General features: G+C 60.4%; 12 protein-coding genes and 2 tRNA genes. 8 read left to right on the top strand and 6 right to left on the bottom strand.

The features are described 5' to 3' along the window. Nucleotides 1–16: 16 nt before the first annotated feature. Nucleotides 17–91 (bottom strand) — tRNA-Asn (locus IP69_RS04370). A 166-nt stretch (nt 92–257) separates the two neighbouring features. Between IP69_RS04370 and IP69_RS04365 the strand changes: the two genes are divergently transcribed. The 4 genes from IP69_RS04365 (at nt 258) to IP69_RS04350 (ending at nt 3,877) form a co-directional block, all read left to right on the top strand. Further along, a tRNA-Cys gene (locus IP69_RS04365) sits at nt 258–331 on the top strand. A gap of 199 nt (nt 332–530) precedes the next feature. Then, nucleotides 531–1,901, top strand: a complete 1,371-nt coding sequence (locus IP69_RS04360) for an integrase arm-type DNA-binding domain-containing protein (RefSeq protein WP_054141606.1) — start codon at nt 531–533, stop codon at nt 1,899–1,901. 392 nt (nt 1,902–2,293) lie between these two features. Next, nucleotides 2,294–3,286, top strand: a complete 993-nt coding sequence (locus IP69_RS04355) for a sensor histidine kinase (protein WP_054141605.1) — start codon at nt 2,294–2,296, stop codon at nt 3,284–3,286. Nucleotides 3,287–3,517: 231 nt separating this feature from the next. After that, a complete protein-coding gene (locus tag IP69_RS04350; RefSeq protein ID WP_054141645.1) occupies nt 3,518–3,877 on the top strand; it encodes a response regulator in 360 nt (119 codons plus the stop codon). 21 nt (nt 3,878–3,898) lie between these two features. Here IP69_RS04350 and IP69_RS04345 read toward each other — a convergent pair whose 3' ends face one another. Then, the gene (locus IP69_RS04345) at nt 3,899–4,909 is read right to left on the bottom strand and encodes a sensor histidine kinase (RefSeq protein WP_054141604.1); all 1,011 of its coding nucleotides are present in this window, start codon (nt 4,907–4,909) and stop codon (nt 3,899–3,901) included. 213 nt (nt 4,910–5,122) lie between these two features. Here IP69_RS04345 and IP69_RS04340 point away from each other — a divergent pair, with 213 nt between their 5' ends. Next, a complete protein-coding gene (locus IP69_RS04340; RefSeq protein WP_054141644.1) occupies nt 5,123–6,346 on the top strand; it encodes a sensor domain-containing diguanylate cyclase in 1,224 nt (407 codons plus the stop codon). A 205-nt stretch (nt 6,347–6,551) separates the two neighbouring features. Here the strand turns inward: IP69_RS04340 and IP69_RS04335 are convergent, their stop codons facing one another. From IP69_RS04335 to IP69_RS04325, 3 genes are all read right to left on the bottom strand, one after another. After that, nucleotides 6,552–8,786 (bottom strand): EAL domain-containing protein, encoded by a 2,235-nt coding sequence (locus tag IP69_RS04335; protein WP_054141603.1) that lies wholly within the window; start codon nt 8,784–8,786, stop codon nt 6,552–6,554. Nucleotides 8,787–8,890: 104 nt separating this feature from the next. Next, nucleotides 8,891–13,219 (bottom strand): bifunctional DNA primase/polymerase, encoded by a 4,329-nt coding sequence (locus tag IP69_RS04330; RefSeq protein WP_054141602.1) that lies wholly within the window; start codon nt 13,217–13,219, stop codon nt 8,891–8,893. Nucleotides 13,220–13,467: 248 nt separating this feature from the next. Continuing rightward, entirely contained in the window at nt 13,468–14,034 is a 567-nt protein-coding gene (locus IP69_RS04325; protein WP_054141601.1) for a recombinase family protein, read from the bottom strand. 874 nt (nt 14,035–14,908) lie between these two features. On the opposite strand from IP69_RS04325, the gene IP69_RS04315 reads away from it, so the two are divergent. Continuing rightward, nucleotides 14,909–15,103, top strand: coding sequence for a hypothetical protein (locus IP69_RS04315; RefSeq protein WP_054141599.1), 195 nt, complete (start codon nt 14,909–14,911; stop codon nt 15,101–15,103). A 14-nt stretch (nt 15,104–15,117) separates the two neighbouring features. Next, complete coding sequence (locus tag IP69_RS04310; RefSeq protein ID WP_156323280.1) at nt 15,118–15,441, top strand: hypothetical protein; 324 nt, start codon at nt 15,118–15,120, stop codon at nt 15,439–15,441. A gap of 142 nt (nt 15,442–15,583) precedes the next feature. Here IP69_RS04310 and IP69_RS04305 read toward each other — a convergent pair whose 3' ends face one another. Then, nucleotides 15,584–16,597 (bottom strand): helix-turn-helix domain-containing protein, encoded by a 1,014-nt coding sequence (locus tag IP69_RS04305; RefSeq protein ID WP_082358957.1) that lies wholly within the window; start codon nt 16,595–16,597, stop codon nt 15,584–15,586. A 594-nt stretch (nt 16,598–17,191) separates the two neighbouring features. Here IP69_RS04305 and IP69_RS04300 point away from each other — a divergent pair. Then, nucleotides 17,192–19,114 (top strand): diguanylate cyclase, encoded by a 1,923-nt coding sequence (locus IP69_RS04300; protein ID WP_054141596.1) that lies wholly within the window; start codon nt 17,192–17,194, stop codon nt 19,112–19,114. The last annotated feature ends 237 nt before the right edge of the window (nt 19,115–19,351 follow it).

The following is a 19,351-nucleotide window of genomic DNA, read 5'->3' as shown; positions in this document are numbered from 1 at the left end:
CGGACCTTCAAAAAACTGGCTCCCGGAGCAGGATTCGAACCTGCGACCAATCGATTAACAGTCGATTGCTCTACCGCTGAGCTATCCGGGATCGGTGGCCGCGTATAGCGACGCCTTTACGGGGACGCAACCCCTTTCCGCCGATCCACCGTGAAAGCGTCTCATCCGCGACGAGGGGAAGCTTGGCAGTTGCGGCGAGCCCCGGCATATGGTTATAGCGAGCCACTGGGCACGCAACGCGATGCGTCCCGACGGAAGGCCTCGTGGCGGAGTGGTTACGCAGAGGACTGCAAATCCTTGCACCCCGGTTCGATTCCGGGCGAGGCCTCCAAAAACTCAAATGTAAGCCCCTGAAATTGTTACCTTTTCGTGATAAGCCCCTGGAAACAGGGGCTTTTCTCGTTTGGTTGTTTTGGCTGTTTTTGTTGCTTAGTTTGGTGTTTTGGCCGGTTTTGCAAAGCGAGAGAGGCTTGCGCCGGGTATGGGGCCGGGTATGGGTAGGGCCTCAACCGGGTATGATGGGACTCCCGATGGCGCTAACCGATACGCAAATTCGCGCTGCACAGCCGCAGGCCAAGGCTTACAAGCTCGCCGACGAGAGTGGGCTGTATGTCCATTGCATGCCGTCTGGCGCGCGAATCTTCCGCGTCCGATGGCAGAAAGACGGGCGCGAGACGGTCGAGACGCTTGGCCATTATGGCGATGTGACGCTCGGCGAGGCGCGCCGCAGGGCGAAGGCGATCAAGGCCGATCTTCGTCAAGGGGTTACGCCAGACGAAGGCCGAAAGGCGCGGCAGGCTCAGCGCGAGCGTGAGGCTCAATCGACGTTCCGCTCTGTCGCTGATGAATGGCTAAAGGGAAGGGCCTCGCACTGGTCGGCGGTTCATCTGGACAACGTCAAGGCGTCGCTCGACCGCTCAGTGATGCCGACACTTGGTAATCTGCCCGTGGCGCAGGTCACGGCGCGCGACGTCATGAAGCTGTTGCGCGATATCGAAGCGCGTTCGCCTGATCTGGCGCACCGCGTCCAGCGACGCATTGCCGGCATTTTAGATACGGCCGAAAGCCTTGAACTGATCGATCGCAACCCGGCGGCGAAGCTGGGAAAACAGCTTGGGGCGGTCATGCACGGTCGGAATCCCGCAGTCACGGACATCGGCAGGCTGCGGGAGATCATGCAGGCCATGGACGACGCAGACGGCCACGGCATCGTGAAGCTGGCACTACGATTATGTTGGCTAACGGCGGTCCGGATTGGCACGGTTAATTTCCTGCCCTGGTCGGAAATTCCCGCTGATCTGGACGGTCCTAATCCACAGTGGGTGATTCCTGCGTCGCGGATGAAGCTGACGAAGACGCGCAAGGCGAGCGCGACCTACGATCATGTCGTGCCCTTGTCGCCGGAAGCCGTGACCATCTTGAAGGTCATGCGGGCGCATACAGGGCAGGGCGCTTTAGTGTTTCCCTCGCCTTTCCGCGACGGCAGCAAGGGACTCTCCGAGAACGCGGTCGCACAGGCGCTGCGACGGGTCGGTTTTTCTGGCGAACAGAACTGCCATGGGGGGCGGGCAAGCTTTAGCTCGATCATGAATGAGCGCCGGCCGAGAGATTCGGTGGTGATCGACCTCTGTCTCGGCCATGTGCGCGGGGATGTTGAGGGCAGATATAACCGCTCGACCCTGCTCGAAATTCGCCGCGACGTGCTGAACGAATGGGCTGGGCTGCTGTGCGAGGACGCGCGTCCGCCGGCCGACGTGATGGCGCAGCGGGCACGCGCCGGGATCGGCGAAGATGGGCAACTGCGGCAAGGCCGGAGGCGACGCATCCTGGCGGCAAGCGATCCCGCCCCCGTCGGGCAGGCGCAGCCGGCAGGTGGGCGCGGCCGGGCGGCGAAGGGGTAGAGGCCGGCGGTAGTCTGCTGGCCGGTGTTGCCGTTGGATAGGCTCAGGTTCCATAGAATGGTCATCAGACACAAGCTCGGCGAGTCCCAGAGGCACGTCGGAGATCATGTCGGCGTCTTTCGGCAGGTTTAGCCGGGCCAGACTGGTAGTCCTGGCCTGCCGCCTATATGGCACGGGTCGCGATATCAGTATCCGCCCGATTTGGTCCTCACGGCTCGGTGAAAGCGGCGCAGCCCTGCCAGTCTGCAGACGTTCGGAATGTCTCTACGGGGGCCATAAACCGTACGAGCCGACCAGTTTACCCCGCTTGGTTTAACACCTCACCGTTATAAGTAGTTGATCCGAGCTACGGCTGCTACACGGTCTGGTCTTGCCACCGCCCAGAGAGCCCAATGACGACAACCGACCCTTCGACCTGGAACGCCGACATCCTACGACGCGCCATGGGTGCCGCCGCAGTTTCCTTATGGTCCTGGGACGTCGCGACCAACAGCTTGTCGATGGATGAGCGTGGTTTTGAGTTGTGGTCGGTGGCTCCGAAGCAGCGTCTTCAGTTTGAAGACCTGTCGGAGCGTATTCATCCCGTCGACAGGGATCGGGTCCGAGCAGCCTTCATCGCGACCAGAGCCATCGCGGGCACGTACGAAATCGACTTCCGAATTTTGATTGGCGAGGAAATACGATGGATCTCGGCGCGCGGGATCGGCGACGTCGGCTTACATAAGGGTCTTGCCTACGGCGTCTTTCTGGATGTCACCGGTCGAAAACAAGCCGAGGAGGGCCATGAGCTTTTAGCCGGGGAAATGAGCCACCGGGTCAAAAATCTGCTGGCGATCGCCACGGGTCTAACACAGATGTCGTCTCGTTCGAGCAAGTCCGTGTTGGACATGGCAAACGAACTCACAGGGCGGCTGACGGCCCTGGGCAGGGCGCATGACCTGGTGCGGCCACTTCCAGGCCACCAAGGAACGGCTGCATTGCTTGGAGACCTCCTTTCCATCCTGCTGTCACCCTATGAAGACATGGGCGCATTTTCCGGGCGTATCCGCGTGGCGGTCCCTCGAATGGGTGTTGGCGAAGCATCGGCGACGTCGATCGCTTTGGTGATCCACGAATTGGCGACCAACTCGGTGAAATACGGCTCGCTATCAGTGCCGGAAGGAACGCTGGACATATCCGGCAACCAATCCGGCGAGACCGTCGCGATCACGTGGAAAGAACGTGGAGGACCCAAGGTCGAAGAGCCTGAGGGTACGGGTGGCTTCGGTAGCCGTCTCGTCGTCCGCAGCATTACCGGCCAGCTCGGCGGGTCGATCCACCGCGAATGGGCACGAGAGGGCGTCATCGTGACATTGACGATGCAAATGGCAAAGCTTGCCAGTTAAAACGCTGGGCTAGGTGTCGCAGGAAGGTGCCGCACGAGCGTAGCGATTATCTTTTCCAGCGCGGCGCGTAAGGAAATGGTCGTAAACTGGCGGTTAGCTCAAAATTCTAGACGCTGGCCAACCGCTCCCACCCAACCCATTCGAAAGCCGAAAATGGTTATTCTCTACGTGGCGGCCTGAAACAAAATCGATCAAACTGAGTTACCAACAGAGCTGTCGTGAGTGCCCAGAATGACCAAGATCGTTGTCCTCGTCGTTGAGGACGAGCCTATCATACGTTTAGACGCAGTTTCTCTTATCGAAGATGCCGGATATGAAGTCCTTGAGGCATCAAATGCCGATGAGGCCATTCAATTTCTGGAGACGCGACCTGACATTCGCGTCGTCTTCTCGGATATCGAAATGCCGGGTTCTATGGACGGCTTAAAGCTGACACACGCGATCCGGCAGCGGTGGCCTCCCGTTATCCTGATACTGGCTTCTGGACGTGTAGCGCCAGGGGTGGACGATATGCCCAGCGAGACGGTATTCTTACGAAAGCCATACTCGCCGGCGGCCTTGCTACAGGCGATCGCTGCTGCTGCGCCGTAGTTGGGGTTAGGTCGCTGCCGGTTAGGCTGCAAGGCGTTCAGGATCGACATGCAGCGTCACTACAACGCCTTCCTCCGCCCAATCATAGTCGATGGAACCTCTCAGTTGTCCCGTCACACTGCGCTGGATTAGCTTGCTTCCATAGCCGCCAATTCCCGTGGGCGGCGAGACCTTCGCGCCACCACTTTCAGTCCATACGATCGTCACAGCCTCATCACGCGCCGAGCAAGAGACGTCCAGCAGCCCCGTATCCACCGACAGGGCACCATACTTCAGGGAATTGGTCGCCAGTTCATGTACGACGAGCGCTAGAACAGTCGTTGCGGCTTCGCCGACCCTGATCCGCGGTACAGACACCCGAATGCGTCCGCTAAACGCCCCGAGATCGTCATATGGGGCGAGCAGGACTGTTAAAAGGTCGCCGAGCAGGGCCGACGCCGCTTCGGTTTGTCCCGGGACGGGGCGGACCAGGTCATGGGCTCTTCCCAAGGCGGTCAGCCTCAGCGTGAGCTCGCGAGCCATGTCGTTGGTCGTCGACGTGGACCGCGACGTGATGGCTGTGAGCCCGGAAGCGATAGCCAGGAGGTTCTTAACGCGATGGCTCATTTCGCCCGCGAGAAGTTCACGGCCCTCCTCAGCCTGTTTACGGCCGGTCACGTCAATGAAAATTCCGAACATGATGCGCTTGACCATGCCGGAATCGTTGCCCTGTCCACGAGCGGATATCCATCTCAGCTCATCCCCGATCAGGATTCGGAAATCGATCTCGTAGGGTCCCACAATGGCCCTCGTCGCAGTAAAAGCTGCGCGCACCCGGTCACGATCAGCGGGATGGATATGCGCCGATAAGTCCTCGAAGTTGACATCGATGCCGCGCGGTATGCCCCACAGATCATAGGCGAAGTCGTCCATCGCCAACGCGTCGGTGTCGACGTTCCACGACCATAAAGTGACACCTGCCGCTTCGATCGCCCTTACAAGATTGTTAGGTTCCCAGAGGAGGGGCTTGAGCTCGTCGGGTGTGGTCGCCATCAGCTATCCAGATCGAAATTAGGCTACGCAAATTGCGAGTAGCGCGAACAAGTGTGGTCCGCCCGCTGTCGCTATGCCGTAGCCGCGAGCGCAGTTCAATCGTTTGGGCGAAATTTCGAGATGCACGCCAACGCCCGTAGGCGCCCTGATTTACCGATCATTTAGGTTCCAGCGATGAACTGAACCCAAGAAACTACACCAGGGATGGACGCTATGTCGGATTCTGCGGCGGCGCTTGAACAGGCTCGCCTCGACGAACTCGATCGTTACGACGTCCTTGACACGCCGACCGAGGAGCCCTTCGATCGCGTAACCCGCTTGGTGTGCCGCATCCTGAAGGTCCAAATGTCGACCGTGACATTTCTGGACGGCCATCGGCAATGGTTTAAGTCCCGGCAGGGACTCGTCGAATGCGAGACCGACCGTAGCGTTGCTTTCTGCGACTATACGATCAGGCAGAACGAACCCTTGATCGTTCCTGACACCCACACAGACAGCCGATTTATCGATAATCCGCTGGTGACTGGCCCACCTCACTTGCGCTTCTATGCCGGCATCCCACTTCGAAGTTCCCGCGGCCAGAACATCGGTACGCTTTGCGCATTGGACGCGCAGCCGCGCGTGATCGGCGCCGATCAGATCGCCATCCTGTCGGACTTGGCGGGCGTGGTCACCGACGCGCTGGCGCTGCGCGTCTTGGCCACCACCGACGGACTGACCGGAGCGCTCTCGCGTCGTGCGTTTCGGGAAGAGGGCTCGCGTCTTCTGGCGCTCACCCAGCGCCACGGCCATAAAGTCAGTTGCATCGCGCTGGATCTCGATCATTTCAAGCGTATCAACGACTGCCATGGACATGCTGCAGGAGATGCTGTGCTGGCTGGCAGCGTGGCGACGTGCCAATCGCTGTTGAGAAAGACCGACTTGTTCGGGCGGCTCGGCGGCGAAGAGTTTGCCGTGCTGCTGCCGCACACCAATCAGCAGGAGGCCATCAAAGTCGCCGAGAAGCTACGCAGTGGCATCGCTTCACAGGTCGTCGGGGCCGACGATGGCCCTCTTACGGTGACCGCAAGCATTGGTGTTGCGACCTCCGGCTCGGCAGCAGCCGACCTCGATACGCTCTTAGGCATGGCGGACGCCGCGCTGTATCGCGCGAAGGCGGAAGGGCGAAACCGGTGTATCGCTGCTCCCGCGCCAGCCGGGTCGTCGCATGGCTTAGGCCGGCGCGTGCTCAAGGCCGGACAGATCATTTTCAACGGCGGCCGTTCTGCAATCCACTGCACGGTCAAACGCCTATCCGAACAGGGCGCCAACCTCGCGGTGATCAGTACAGAGGACGTGCCGCAGCGCTTCAAGCTCGCGATCCAGGCTGATAATTTCTCGACGATGTGCGAAGTCGCCCGCAAGGCCAGCGGGGAGATTGATGTCCGCTTTGCTTGAGACGGAAAACCGCAACGTCGACTGCGAATATTGTCGTATTTAAAAATATTCGTCGCTATGATTGCGCGATCAGAATAAAATTAAATATTAATCTTGATGTTTATCAGCAAATTATTTCATAATTTTATGCAATAACTCGATATTTATTATAGAACGAAACATCCTTGAGACAGCTAGGTAGCGACAGATTCTGAATTCTATACCACTAACTTTGTACACCGCGACCAGTCTGCAGATCTGTAAAATGAACCCCGGCCACATTGAGCTTGATCAGGCTCGACAGTGGTTCTGGCCGATGCAAAGCGTAGCCTTGCAAATAATCTATTCCTAATGTCTCAAGCTGTGGGATGACTTCTCGACACTCTACAGATTCGGCGACCGTGCGCAGATTCATGATGCGCGCGATCTTCGCCACAGCATCCACAATGATCGCTTTCGCGGGGTGAGCGGCCATGCCCTTGATGATATCGCCATCGATTTTGACGTACTGGACCGGCAGCCGATCGAGATACGCAAACGAAGCCATCCCGCTGCCAAAATCGTCCAGCGCGAAGCTGAAACCCTTTTTGATCAAGCGGTGCATGCACTCGCTCGTCCGGTTGATGTTGGAAACGGCCGCAGTCTCGGTGACCTCGAAGCATACCTGTGAGGCCAGTGCTGAAGGATGATCGGTGAGGACGGTCTCGATGAAATCGGAAAATCCCGGAGCGCTCAGGGTAATTCCCGAGAGATTGACGAAGTAGCAGATTTCACCGAGGTGGTCGGAGGGGCGGGCCTCAATGAATGCAAACACCGTCCGGATGATGTGGCGGTCTAGCTCCTCAATCAGGCCAAAGCGCTCGGCAGCTGGAATAAAAGCGTTCGGAGAGATGATCGTCCCATCAGGGTCTCTTAGCCGCACAAGGACTTCGCAGAAGGTCCGTTGGTGCTTCACGTCCGCCTGAAGCCCTACGATCCTCTGGCCGTAAAGGACGACGCGGTCCTCTCGCATCGCCTCCTTGAGAAGCGTAACACCGTCCATGTCCTGTTGTTGCTGTCTGATCTCCTGATCGTCTCGCAGACTCAATTGGACCCTGTTGCGGCCCTTCTCCTTGGCCAGGAAGCACGCAGAGTCCGCAAGACACAGCATGGAATCGAAGAATTCGCTTTCGGCCTCTGTAAAGCCGGCCAGGCCGATGCTCAACGTGATGCCGTAGCGCGTCCCGTTCCAGATGAAATCGATCTCTCTGACCGCCCGGCGCAACTGTTCGGCCAGCTTGGCGGCAGCCTCCATAGTGCAATTTCGCCGGACCAGCGCAAATTCGTCGCCGCCAATGCGGGCGAGAAGATCCTGGTCCGTCGAGCACAGCGGCTTGAGAGCCTCGGCAACCTGAATGAGCAAGGCGTCCCCTGCTCCATGCCCACAGCGATCGTTCACGATCTTAAAATGGTCGATGTCCATATAGAACAACGCATGCGGCCCAGGGCCCTCCGTCCTCCGCGTCAGTTTGGTGAACTCTCGTCGGCTGACGAGGTCCGTGAGCGGATCATGCGCAGCCTGGTAGGCGATCTCCTGCGCGAGCGCGTAAGCTTCGGTCACGTCGTGCCCTTGGACAAATATGCCGGTCACGACCCTGTTCGCGTCGAACATGGGCTCGTAGATCATATCGATGTAGCGCTGCTCCATCGGTGCCCCAACGGTCCGCTGTAGCAGGATCGGTACTGCACGACCTGTAAAGCGCTCCCCGGTTGTGTAGACTCGATCAAGTTTCTCAATGAAGCCTTGGGGGATGATTTCCGGGAGGACATCGACAACCTCCTGGCCGATAATTTCTCGATGCCCGACCAGCTGATAATAGGCATCGTTGGCAAGCTCGAAAGTATGCTTCGAGCCTTGCAGTACGCAGAAGAAGCCTGGCGCTTGCTGAAAAAGCTGCTGAAGACGTTTATGCTCGCTGCTGAGGCTATTTTCGACATTCCGAGCCCAAGCTACGATGCCGGTCTCCGCAACGCACTCGGCCTGTGGCGAGTGCCGCAATTGCACCAGATCCGTAATCTCTGCCGTGCAATGCAGAACGTGGCAAACGGCGCCATCGGGTCCAAACAGCGGACTGTTGGAGGTTGTCCACGAACGTTCGCCACCTTCCGCAGACGCCGTCGTATACTGAACGTGTGCCATGTGATGCGGCTTGCCGGTTCTGAACACGCGATTAAAGGAGTTCTTTAACACCTGTCCCTCGCGCTTATTGGCAGGCGGAAACAACTCAAAAAACGGACGGCCAATCATCGTGGATTGATCAATTCCGACCAGTCGTTCAAAGGCAGAGTTGCTCGCGGCTATGACCAGTGCCCGATCGACAAGAAACGCTGGCATGGGCATCGCTGCGAATGCAGTTTCGAAGTCAATGGATGTGACGGACATAGTCATCTCCACTGCCGCGGGTTTTTGGCGCTTCGCCATCGGAACGCAGCCTCAATGCCTGTTATTGCGTCAGAAAATCCCGAAATTATTGCCAGTGAGTTAAATTTTGCAACGCGTCAGCGGTCTCGCGCATGCGAGTGCCACTACATCAGGCCGACGAAGGTTGCGGCGACCCATGGGCGGGATGCCCATCCCGCTGTCGGCCCTGCTAGGTCGTTCGGCTGGGCCGGGTGCCAGCCGGCGAGCAAGCCGCCAGCAAGCCCAAGGGCGGGCACGGACGGGGTGGCCGGGCGAACGAAGGGGAGTACGCCGGCCGGGGTCTTGGCGGGCTCCTGGGGTGCTCCTACACGCTCGACCTTCGGCAGCTTGCCCGCGAGCTTGCCACGGCCGGAGAATAGACCTTCGAGATGCGGCACTGGATGCGGATAGCGGGCGCTATCGATAGCCACGACGAACGCGCTCGATGACGCCGGCCGCGTAATGCGGAACAGAACCACGTTCGGGTCTGCGGCAGCAAGAGCTGCGGGGTCGAGCAAGCCGCCCGGCGATCTTGAGGCGTTGCGCTTATCCCCCCAGGTCATCGGGTCGATGATGACGCAAGCAGCGGCGCTGTCTGTCGCGATGCCATGCTCCTGCCACGACGCAAGAGCGCGCGATCCGGCCACACCCTCGACATGGGCGGTCAGAGCACCAAGGGAGCGGACGAAGCGTTGAGCATTCTCGGCCGTGGTGCCTGGGGGGCATTCGATATGCCAGTCCCCAGTGTTCGCCTCGGTGACGCGGTAGAGTACCGCTCCAACAGGGGGCGCTAGCTCGCGTAGAGATATAAGAACCCCATCTTTAATCTCTACGCGAGCTAGCGCCCCCTGTTGTGACATTGCCGGCCAGCCGCGATTTGCGGGATACCAGGTCAATGTCTCCTTCAGCTCGGTTGCTACCGGCAGGGCCGGAAGAAGCCCGCGACGGCCATAGATCATCCATCCACCCGATGCTTCGCGAACGACATCAGCGATACCGGCGGCGGTCGCTCCCCAACGTGGCGCGTCGTCGATCACGACACGAGGATGCAGACGCCCCGTCGCATAGACGGTGGTCAACGGCTTGTCCTCGGAACGGTTGACTGCACGGCCGCGCTCGGCAGCTTGTAGCTGTTCGCCATCCGTCGAAGCGCGCAAAAGCGCGTCCACGACGGGATCACCATGAGAGTCGATCTGCATCGATAGGGTGCTGCCATTGCGGAGGCGGATCGGCCGCGATGTCTTGCTGTAGCGGGACGAGTTATCGTCGAGGTCATCGAGCTTCAGCGCAATAGCCATCGGCACCAAGTCGTACGCGGGAGGAATTTCTCGCGAGTGAAGGCTGATCCAGCGGACATGCTCAAATGCGTTCGATCCGGCGAGGCCATTGAAGTGGCCAATTCCGAGTCCGCGATAGTCGAGGAAGCCTTGCCCCTTCGACGCCTTCGCCTCGCGGATCGCTTTCGGCATGACCACAAGGGCGTTGTCGCCCAGGTTGCGCTTCAAGGCGCTGATGATGCGGTTGTGGCCCGCCGCGACGCCTGTCTTGCGGTCTAGCATCTCCGCCTTTCCGACCGGAGCATCCGAAACATAAAGGTTCTCGACGCCGGCCGGATCGTCCGGCCAGGCGTCAACGATGTTCTCAGGAGCGATGGTGCGGCGGAGCGCCAACTCGATCAACTCGATCTCGCCGGTCCCGTCCATCGCCAGGACCGGAACGGTGCGGAGGTGCTCCGGCAACCGGCGACGGGCCACGACGCGGACGCGGCGTTCTGACAACTCGTTCTCGATCAGGACCGGAACGCGCTCGTGTAAGCTATCCTCCCATTCCACAATGGCGGTCAGCATCGCGGCCGTCTCGTGCCAGCGCGCGGCGTACACGTGTTCGGTGTCGAGGTTGACGCGCCCACATTCATGTTCGGGGCGGCAGGCTTCCGACATCATCGACGCCCAATGGGCAAGATGGCGGACGGCTGCGAAGTCCAACCCAGCTTCAGCGAGGCGCTCGGCAGTGATGATCCGGTTCGGCTCGATCTGACGCAGGGTGATCGCCAAATCATCGGCTGCGGCGAACGCCTCAACCTTCGGCATCAGGCCGGATCCAGCGACGGAGCGGCAAGACCGGGCTTTGGCTCGCGTTTCTTCGGCGGTCGCCCGCAACGCGGAAATGGTTGAGACGCCGATGTCAGCAACCTGCGTCGTCATCGAACCGATGATGCTCTCGTCAAGAACGAGAAGAGCGACATGCAGCGGGATGACCGCACCAGGGCTCGTGAGAAACTGGCTAGACACTATGACGAGATGCGGCTTGCGGTGCTTCGTCTCAGATGCCTTCGCCTGCGCTAGATAGCGGCACGAGGCAGCGAGCGGACACCCGCCGTTTTCAGTGGGCGCCGTGCAGATGGTTTTGATGATCGAGACGCCGGGCATGTGCCGTGCGAAGCGGTTCACGTCCTCGACACGTCCACAGAGCGGCTCGCCGTCTATGACGGTCCCGCGCCCGCCGATGCGGGAAACAGAACCGGCAGGGGCCGTCGCCACAAGCTTGTCGTAGGTTTCTCGCGCCAGTGCGTCCGTGGGGGCGGCATAAACCACGCAGCCATCAGTATCCTCGCCAGACCAAAGCCAAGTCAGGACGCGGGTGATGAACGCCGTCGTTTTGCCGACTCCGAGCCGAGCACGAAGCACCCGTGTGACGGCGGTTTCATTCGTGCGGGGCTTGGCCGCATGAGCAAACGCAGAATCCACGCAGGCAGACGCGATCTCTCGCGCTTGCTCAATCGACACTGGCGCAGCCGTAGAGGCTTCACTGGCGGCGTCCGCAACCGCCAGGGCGTCATCCTCGACAATTGGCTCGTCATCGACGTGCGGGGCGTCGTCAGGCTTGACCAAGACGCCTGCCAACATTGTGTTGAAGTCGCGTACGAGCCGAGCCTTCTCACGGATGGCGGCCAGGTCTATGTCTTTCTCGCCCGCGAACCAGACACGTCGGGACTCGTCGTACTCCGCCACAAGGCAGAGGCGTTCACACAACCAGCGCAGGGCGCGGACCTTGGAGAAGCCCTCTGATGCCATGACGAGGTCGATGGCGCTGAATTTCGTGCCGGCGACCTGGTCCTTGATGCCGGCCTGCGTCGTGCCGGGCGGGCCGAACGTCAGCGACCGGCCATCGCGTGCGCGATCCTTCGAGCTGCGGCCTGTGTCCCGGAACATCGGCACGGCATCGAAGCCGTTGCGGCGGGGTTTGATCTCGGCGACGCCGGCCAGGCCGTAAATCCAGTGCGTCAGATTCCGCAGCGCCATGTCGTTCGCGAGCGAGAAGATGCTCATACCGGACGAGTGGGCGCTACGAACAAGTCCTGAAACCTCAGCTGTGGCGAGAGTGCTGGCGGTTGCCTCCTGCACGCCATTGACAGCGGTTAGGACGATGCTCTGCGCCATCTCTTCGGCGTCAGCGATGCGGCCAAGGCGCCCATAGGCGCGAAACGTGACGGCTGCGAGCTGATCTACGTCGATAACAGGCAGGTCCATATGACGGACGGTCGCCGGGCTGCCATTGGTCCATTCATAGGCGGAGCCCGAAACGTGATAGCCGAATGCGGCGAATTGCTTTCCGTGTCCAAGCAGCTCCGCGCCGTGCATCTTGGCTGAAGGAACGCGATCAATGCCAGACATGGCGATGCGGATCGGCACTAAAACACGGGGTGAGCCCGCGCGACCGCGCTGCATGAGGGCATCAGGATCGAGGTTTAGCTCGCGCGCCAATTCCTCGCGCCATATGGCGACGGTCGCGGCGTCGTCCGCGTCGATGTCGAGAGCGATTAGACCGAACGCTGCGCCAGACTGCAGTGGACCGCATGCCAGGCCGATAGATGCTTTAGCACGGTTGGTGGTCCAATAGTCGAGGATCGACTGCTGCCACGGACGCGAGCATGCGTCAGTCCATGCAGGCCGAGCCGGATCGTCGAACGCGAAATGCGCGCCTGGTGCAATGTAGTCGCGCGGCGGAGCCGGCATCTTGCCGAAGACCGGCAGGCAGTTGAAGCCGTTGGCGGTCACCGCGGCGAGGTGCGAGCCAAGGGGGCGCTCGGCCTGCTGGCGCACCCACGCATAATATGGAGCGACTTGGTCTCCGATGATGCGTGCCACGCCATTACGGTCGCGGAGCTGTTGCAGATATTCCGCGCGGGCGGGCTCGTGGCTGAGGATGGTCGAACGGGACCAGTCGAGCAGGCGCAGCGCGGCAGGGCGCTTGGGGGCCTTACCGGATGCCACAGCGTCCTGGTAGCGGGACTCGCTGGTTTCATGCGCTCGCACCCGCTCTTCATCATATGATGCAGCGTCATCAAGCAGAGCGACGAGGGGATCGTGGTTTAGAGAGGCCGGCCCGTCCGCATCATTCGCGGGGCGCAAGCTCTTGATAGGGAGCGGCTCAATGGCCAAATCTTCTGACATCGGGCAAGTCGCTTTGTTCGATCAAGCCGCCTGCGCCGGCAAGCGCGAGGATGGCTGCAGTTCCTGCCCAGACGATGCCCCGGCCGAAAGGTCGGGGTTTTCGTTATGGAAGACGCCCATCCGCTAATTCGGAAGAGCAACCGCTGACCTGGATATTGTTGCGACAGGCCATTTCGCCAAGTCAGCAATTTTTTAAGTATCTGATATTATGATATTATTTCGTTTTTGATTAGCGCCAGGTCAGCCGTTCAACTCTCGGAGCGGTCGGCTTTAAGGATGCGATGCACGCTTGCCTTGCCGATACCAAGGCGCCGCGCGATCTCTGACAAACTAGTGCCTTCAGCCGACATCTTAGTGACCTGGGCCTGCTTGGCTTTGGCCGTGGGGGCTCGGCCCTTGTACTTGCCTGCGGCCTTGGCCTTGGCGATGCCTTCGCGCTGCCGCTCCAGCATGATCTCCCGTTCGAACTGCGCCACGCTCCCCAGCATGTTGAGCATGAGCCGTCCCGTGGGAGTGCCCGTGTCGAGGTTCATCGCGAGGATGCGGAGAGATGCGCCCTTTCCGTCGATGATCTTCAGGAGGTCCATTAGGTGAGCCATGGATCGGGCAAGGCGGTCGAGCTTCGTTACCACCATGACGTCGCCAGCTCTGAGCATGTCGAGAACGCGGGCTAGCTCCAGGCGCTCGCCTACGTCCACCGACGACACCTGTTCGACCAGGACCTTCTCACACCCCGCCGCCGCAAGGTCGCGCTGTTGCGCCTCTAGTCCGGCCGTCTGGTCGAGGGTCGAGGTGCGCGCGTATCCGATGAGCATGGGGGCCGTCTCCTATAGGCTATCGTTCCAATAGCATCTTAGGTGTGGCCATCAATGTCAATGGACCATTCTTATGGACCGATAATCGCTAGTTTTGGAACGATCCGTTAGGGCAAGCTCTTATGGAACGACGCCCGTCTTCAGCCGGTCTACTCGCGGGCCGCCTAGGAATTTTGCGGGTCCTCCGCTCCCAAAATTGTCCTGCGGGCCTCGCTGCTCCCGGAGATAGGCCAAGTGCGGTGCAATTCTTTGAGTTACCCCGCTGTTTGCGGTCAAGACGTAATCCTCCGACCCATGCCGTGGTGCTCAATGTCGATGAGAAGGCGCAGTTTCAGGCCCTGGATCGCACCCAGCCGGGCTTGCCCATGAAGAACGACGGCGCCGAACCCCACTCTGTGGAAAACCGCCAAGCCGACATCTGGAACGTCTGCTTCCGGGCAGCTTTTGGACTAGGCGTCGGGCTCCTGGAGTTGGCTCATCCCGACCTTGGGGAAGTCCGACGTTGGGCATCCCGAATGTGCCAAACGATGTATGGACGTGACTCCATTTTCCTACGCAGCCCCCTCGGTGTGCCCGTCAGGCGTCCGACGAAGAAGGTCGCGCGACCGCCCTTTCCGCTGTTCGCGATGACGCCGACAATCACTGTGCCCAGGTCGTGAGTATGATGTGGGCGGAGGCACTACGGGTGAAGCGAGTACGACGACGGGGCACCGGAACGCCGAATGCTGTGTCGCATTAACGCATCATGTCCGAGGCTTTATGGCTACCCGTCGATCCGTCCGCAAAGCTTTATTGCCTTTGAACAACCGCTAATCCTATTGGCTGACTATACGTCATCTGACTCTTCCCGTAGGCCGCGCAAAAGGAGGTGCCTATGCAGAAGCCAGTTAAGAGCTTTACGGTCAAAATGGATATCGAGCGGTCGATTACGGTCGTAGTAGAAGCCGGTGACGAAGACGAAGCGCGCGGCAAGGCCAACGACTTGAATTACAAGGTTGAGGTGTCGGGCGAGATTACGCGCTGGGTCGTACGGGATATTGCTGAAATGCCGGAAGGCGCCACGCCGTGATCAGGGCGGTTGCCATGACGTTCACGGCTTTAATGGCGATCGGTTCGGGGGCTGCATACCTCGTCACGTCGCGCGTGCCGACCTTCAACGACGTCGTGCACCCTTGCGTCGAGGCCGAATTGCAGCAACCACCCCTTCAGCGGATGCAAACCTGCCTGTGTTTGGCTGAAGAAGTTGCGACGCCATTTTGGACCGCGCGTGACCTGGTTCTGCCAGCGGTCAACGCGACTGCGCTGAGGGACGCGATGTTGAAGACATGCCGCGCCCGCGCGTTCGAGCGGCGGGGCAGCGACCGCGGACCCATGCGGATGTCGCCCATGCCGAGATTGACAAACTGAGCACCTTTTTCGGGTCTCAGCGCGAATTCATGCGTCAGGTCGGGGTGCCATGTCGTCGATGGTGCAGCGAAGGACCGTTTCGCGCACCGGCGGGTGATGCCGGTCTACTCCTGCCAGCGCCAACTTTAATGCGCGGTCCGCCTCAGAAGCGCATCAGGCACTCGCGGAGCGATGTGGGAAAATCCGAGCACCTTTCGCCCCGTCCGGAATGAGTCTTCGGTCCCATAGCTGCCGCTGCCCGCACATCACGCGGGTTCAAGCCAAACTCTTGTTTGAAGGCCCGGCTGAAGCTGGAGGCATCGTCGAAGCACAGGGCATCGGCGATGGCATTGATGCTTCCGTTATTAGCCGTGTCGGCCAGGTCGGCATAGGCGCGCAGCAGCCGGCGATGACGGATATAGCGCGACACTCCTCCATCGTCCTGGAAGAGCCGGTAGAGCTGCGTGCGTGACATCCCGATCGCGCGGCACAACAAAGCGGCGTCGAGAGACGGGTCGCGCAGATTCCGGTCAATGAACTGCCGGACCTTCTCGCGACGCGTCAGGTTGATCTGGCTCGCGGCCAGGTCGAGACGATCCGCTGAGGGGCCTGCGCAAGCCATCACCATGGCCCTGACTGCATGCGTGAGCCGCGGCATGTCTGCCGCCTCGAATTCGACGAGGTGGCGCTGCAGGAGGCTGATATAGTCGCCCAGCAACCGGCCGAGCGGCGTATCGAGGGCCTGGGCTTGTGCCGCATCGAGCGGTGGAGCTAGATCGCGGAAGGTGTCGCGCGGGAGATAAAGATGCAGCCGCTCGTCGCCCGGCCGCTGGCTGATCAATTCCCGCCCGAGCGAGGCAACAAAAGGGACCGCGGCCGGCACGTTGAGTTCGAGGCCAGCACCATATGATCCGACCGTTTGGCGCTGCCCTATCGTGATAACCCAGTGATCGACAGGGTTTGAACGCAAAAGCGCGGTGTCCCGAGCGGCCGTCAAGGCCGGCGCTCTGACGTGGCCCAGTGCGAATCCGTCTAGTGCCCAGACCGTGCTGCTCGCTTCGAAGCCGGTGTTTCCATCAGCAGTCGCGACGTTGAAGACGCCGCCAAACCAGCTCTGCCACGCATCGAATTGTTCTCTGGCAGGAAGATCGGTCGTAGTGAAACGGACTGCGATCATAATGCCCCCCGGCGAACGATGTGCCGTAGGGTAACACGCCGAGCGGGCTTCGTGATCCGGTCAGGGAAACCAAGACCGCGCCAATCGTCGCACCAGTAACGCGAACATCGCCTTCCAGGACCAACAAGCTCGTCCTGGTGCGGCCGTCGAGGCGGAGACGCCGGCGGCTCTTAACGATGTGTTGACCTTACGAAAGCATGCTTGGCTCAGCGCTCCTCGGAGCGTGCGACGCCGGGTCGACCTGTTGCCCCCCAGCCGCGCGGCCCGGCGTTGCTTGCCTCCACCTACATGGGTCCTTTCGGACCCTTGGTCATTCTAGCTCAGATATCCACACGACGGCGGATGGCGCCGCAGCACCCTGCCGGGAGAGCGGATTAGTCCTGTGGCGCATCTCGCCTGGACCTCTGTCCGGCGCTTCTCGCCCCTAGCCGACACCGACAGCGTCCGCATTTTGGCGGTCCAGCTGGCAGTTTGGCGGCAACTGACAACGGTCGCCGTGGGCCGACGTCTGGACTGTTCGCCTCTCGCGTCCAATCCGCAGAAGTTCAATTCGTTAAGGTGGCAATGCGAGGCTCCACTGGGAGGAAATCAGCCATGAAGGCGGTCCGTATCGCTCATCGAACGTTCGCCCTGCCACGTCTGCCATTCTGGGCCGCGATTTTTATAACGGCCGTCTGTTTCGTCATTCTCGCCCTGAGCGGATGGCGCGAATGGACCTCGCGCGACGTCGACCTGAAGAATGCCGAAGTCGACATGGCGAATCTCGCGCGCTCGCTGACGCAGCACGCGGAGGACACGATCGATCTCGCTGACGCCACGCTTATCGGTCTGGCCAGCAGACTTGAGACAAACGGGACGGAGCCTGCAGCGATTGCGCGGATCCAGGTTTTCCTAGCGCAGCGCAAGATGACGCTAGGCCGCATTCGCGGCCTATTCGTCTATGACGAAACGGGACGCTGGCTGGCTACGACGGAAGGCGTCAGCCTCACCGGCTTGAACAACAGCGACCGTGCCTATTTCCAGCATCATCGCGCGGTAGACGACCGTCAGGCCTTTCTTGGCCGACCGATCAAGAGCCGTTCCGGGAGCCAATGGATCATCACGGTATCCCGCCGCTTCAACCATCCAGATGGGACTTTCGCGGGCGTGGTCCTTGCGACGATCGACACGGCCTATTTTACCCAGTTCTATCGCCAGTTCGACATCGGGCCCAACGGCACCGTCACATTGCTCAGTGCCGACGGCATCCTGCTGGCGCGCAGTCTCGACGACGGCACCCTTGTCGGGAGAGACATGTCGGCGACGTCGCTCATCAGGGACCGATCGTCCCGCGCCCCCGCTAGCGCCTATTACTTCAAGTCGCCCTTGGACGGTGTTCAGCGATTGAGTTCGTTCAGGTTTAGCGAAAAATATCCACTCGTGCTGCTCGCAACGGAAGCACAGGATGAAGTCCTGGCGCGCTGGCGCCAGGGTGCGGTCGTTCGGACCGCCTTCGTCCTCGCCTTGACGTTGTTCATCGGCATCATCGGTATTTACCTCGTGCGCCAGCTCTTCGAACGTCAGCGCACGGCAGGGGCACTGGCTGCCAAGGAGGCGGACTTCCGCTTGCTCGCGGAAGAATCCAGCGACATGGTCACCCGTGTCGACCTCAACGAGCGCATTCTTTACGCCTCACCGTCTTGCGCGCGCGTTCTGGGCTGGGATCCCGCACAGCTTGTGGGAACGCCGGCTCTGGCTGGCGTCAACCCGGAGGATCTACCCCGCGTCGCACAGGCCGTAGCTGCGCTGAAGCGCGGGGACGTCGAGGAAGCCAAGATCCTTTATCGCACTCGACATCGAGAGAAGGCGGAAATCTGGATCGAGACGTCGCTACGCGTTACGAAAAAGACGGATACCGGCATGGTCGACGGGGTCGTGGCAATTTCGCGCGACATGACCGAACACAAGGATCTCCAGGACAAACTGGCGGCACTGGCAACCTCCGATGGCCTGACCGGGCTTGCCAACCGCCGATGCTTCGACGAGCGGCTACACCAAGAATGGGCAAGAGCGGCGCGAGAGGGGGCCCCTGTCTCCGTGCTGATGATCGATATTGACCATTTCAAGGAATTTAACGATCGCTACGGCCATCAGGCCGGTGATGAGTGCCTTCGTGCTGTGGGAAGTATCCTATCAACACAAGCTCGGCGACCGGCCGATCTGGCTGCGAGATATGGAGGCGAAGAGTTCGTCTTCCTGTTGCCAAATACCGACGCCGAGGGCTGCGAGCAGGTCGGACTCAGGGTTGGCGAGGCCATTCGTGGACTTGTGATCCCGCACCCTATGAAGCTCCCTTCCAAGGTCGTCACGGCGAGCCTCGGCGGAGCGACCGCCTGGCCAACTGACGCCTCCGCGTTAGATGGCGCCTCGCTGGTTGGAGCAGCTGATCGGGCCCTTTATGTCGCCAAAGGCGCCGGGCGCGATCGCCTGGTTATGTCAGGACAGGTCGCGATCTGGCCGCAGGCGAAAAGTGCGTGAAGAGCGCCGTTCTTCCTTGACGCGCCGGCGGCCGCCCAAGAATCGACGCGGACACGGCCGTGGCACGGGTTTTTCTGCGCGGGGTTTTCTTGTAAATGGCTAGGGTGCACACGACGACGCTGAGAAAGATCAGTGAAGGTCCAGCGGTCGAAAGCTCCGAACTCGCAATTGTAAACGGGGACTGTCGGGATTTCCGTGTGCGGGCGGCCATAATGGATCCGATGGAGGTTCCCGATG

The sequence above is a fragment of the Allobosea sp. AAP35 genome (genome assembly GCF_001295925.1).
In the GTDB taxonomy this organism is placed as follows: domain Bacteria; phylum Pseudomonadota; class Alphaproteobacteria; order Rhizobiales; family Beijerinckiaceae; genus Allobosea.
This window is presented reverse-complemented; position numbering and strand designations above follow the sequence as displayed.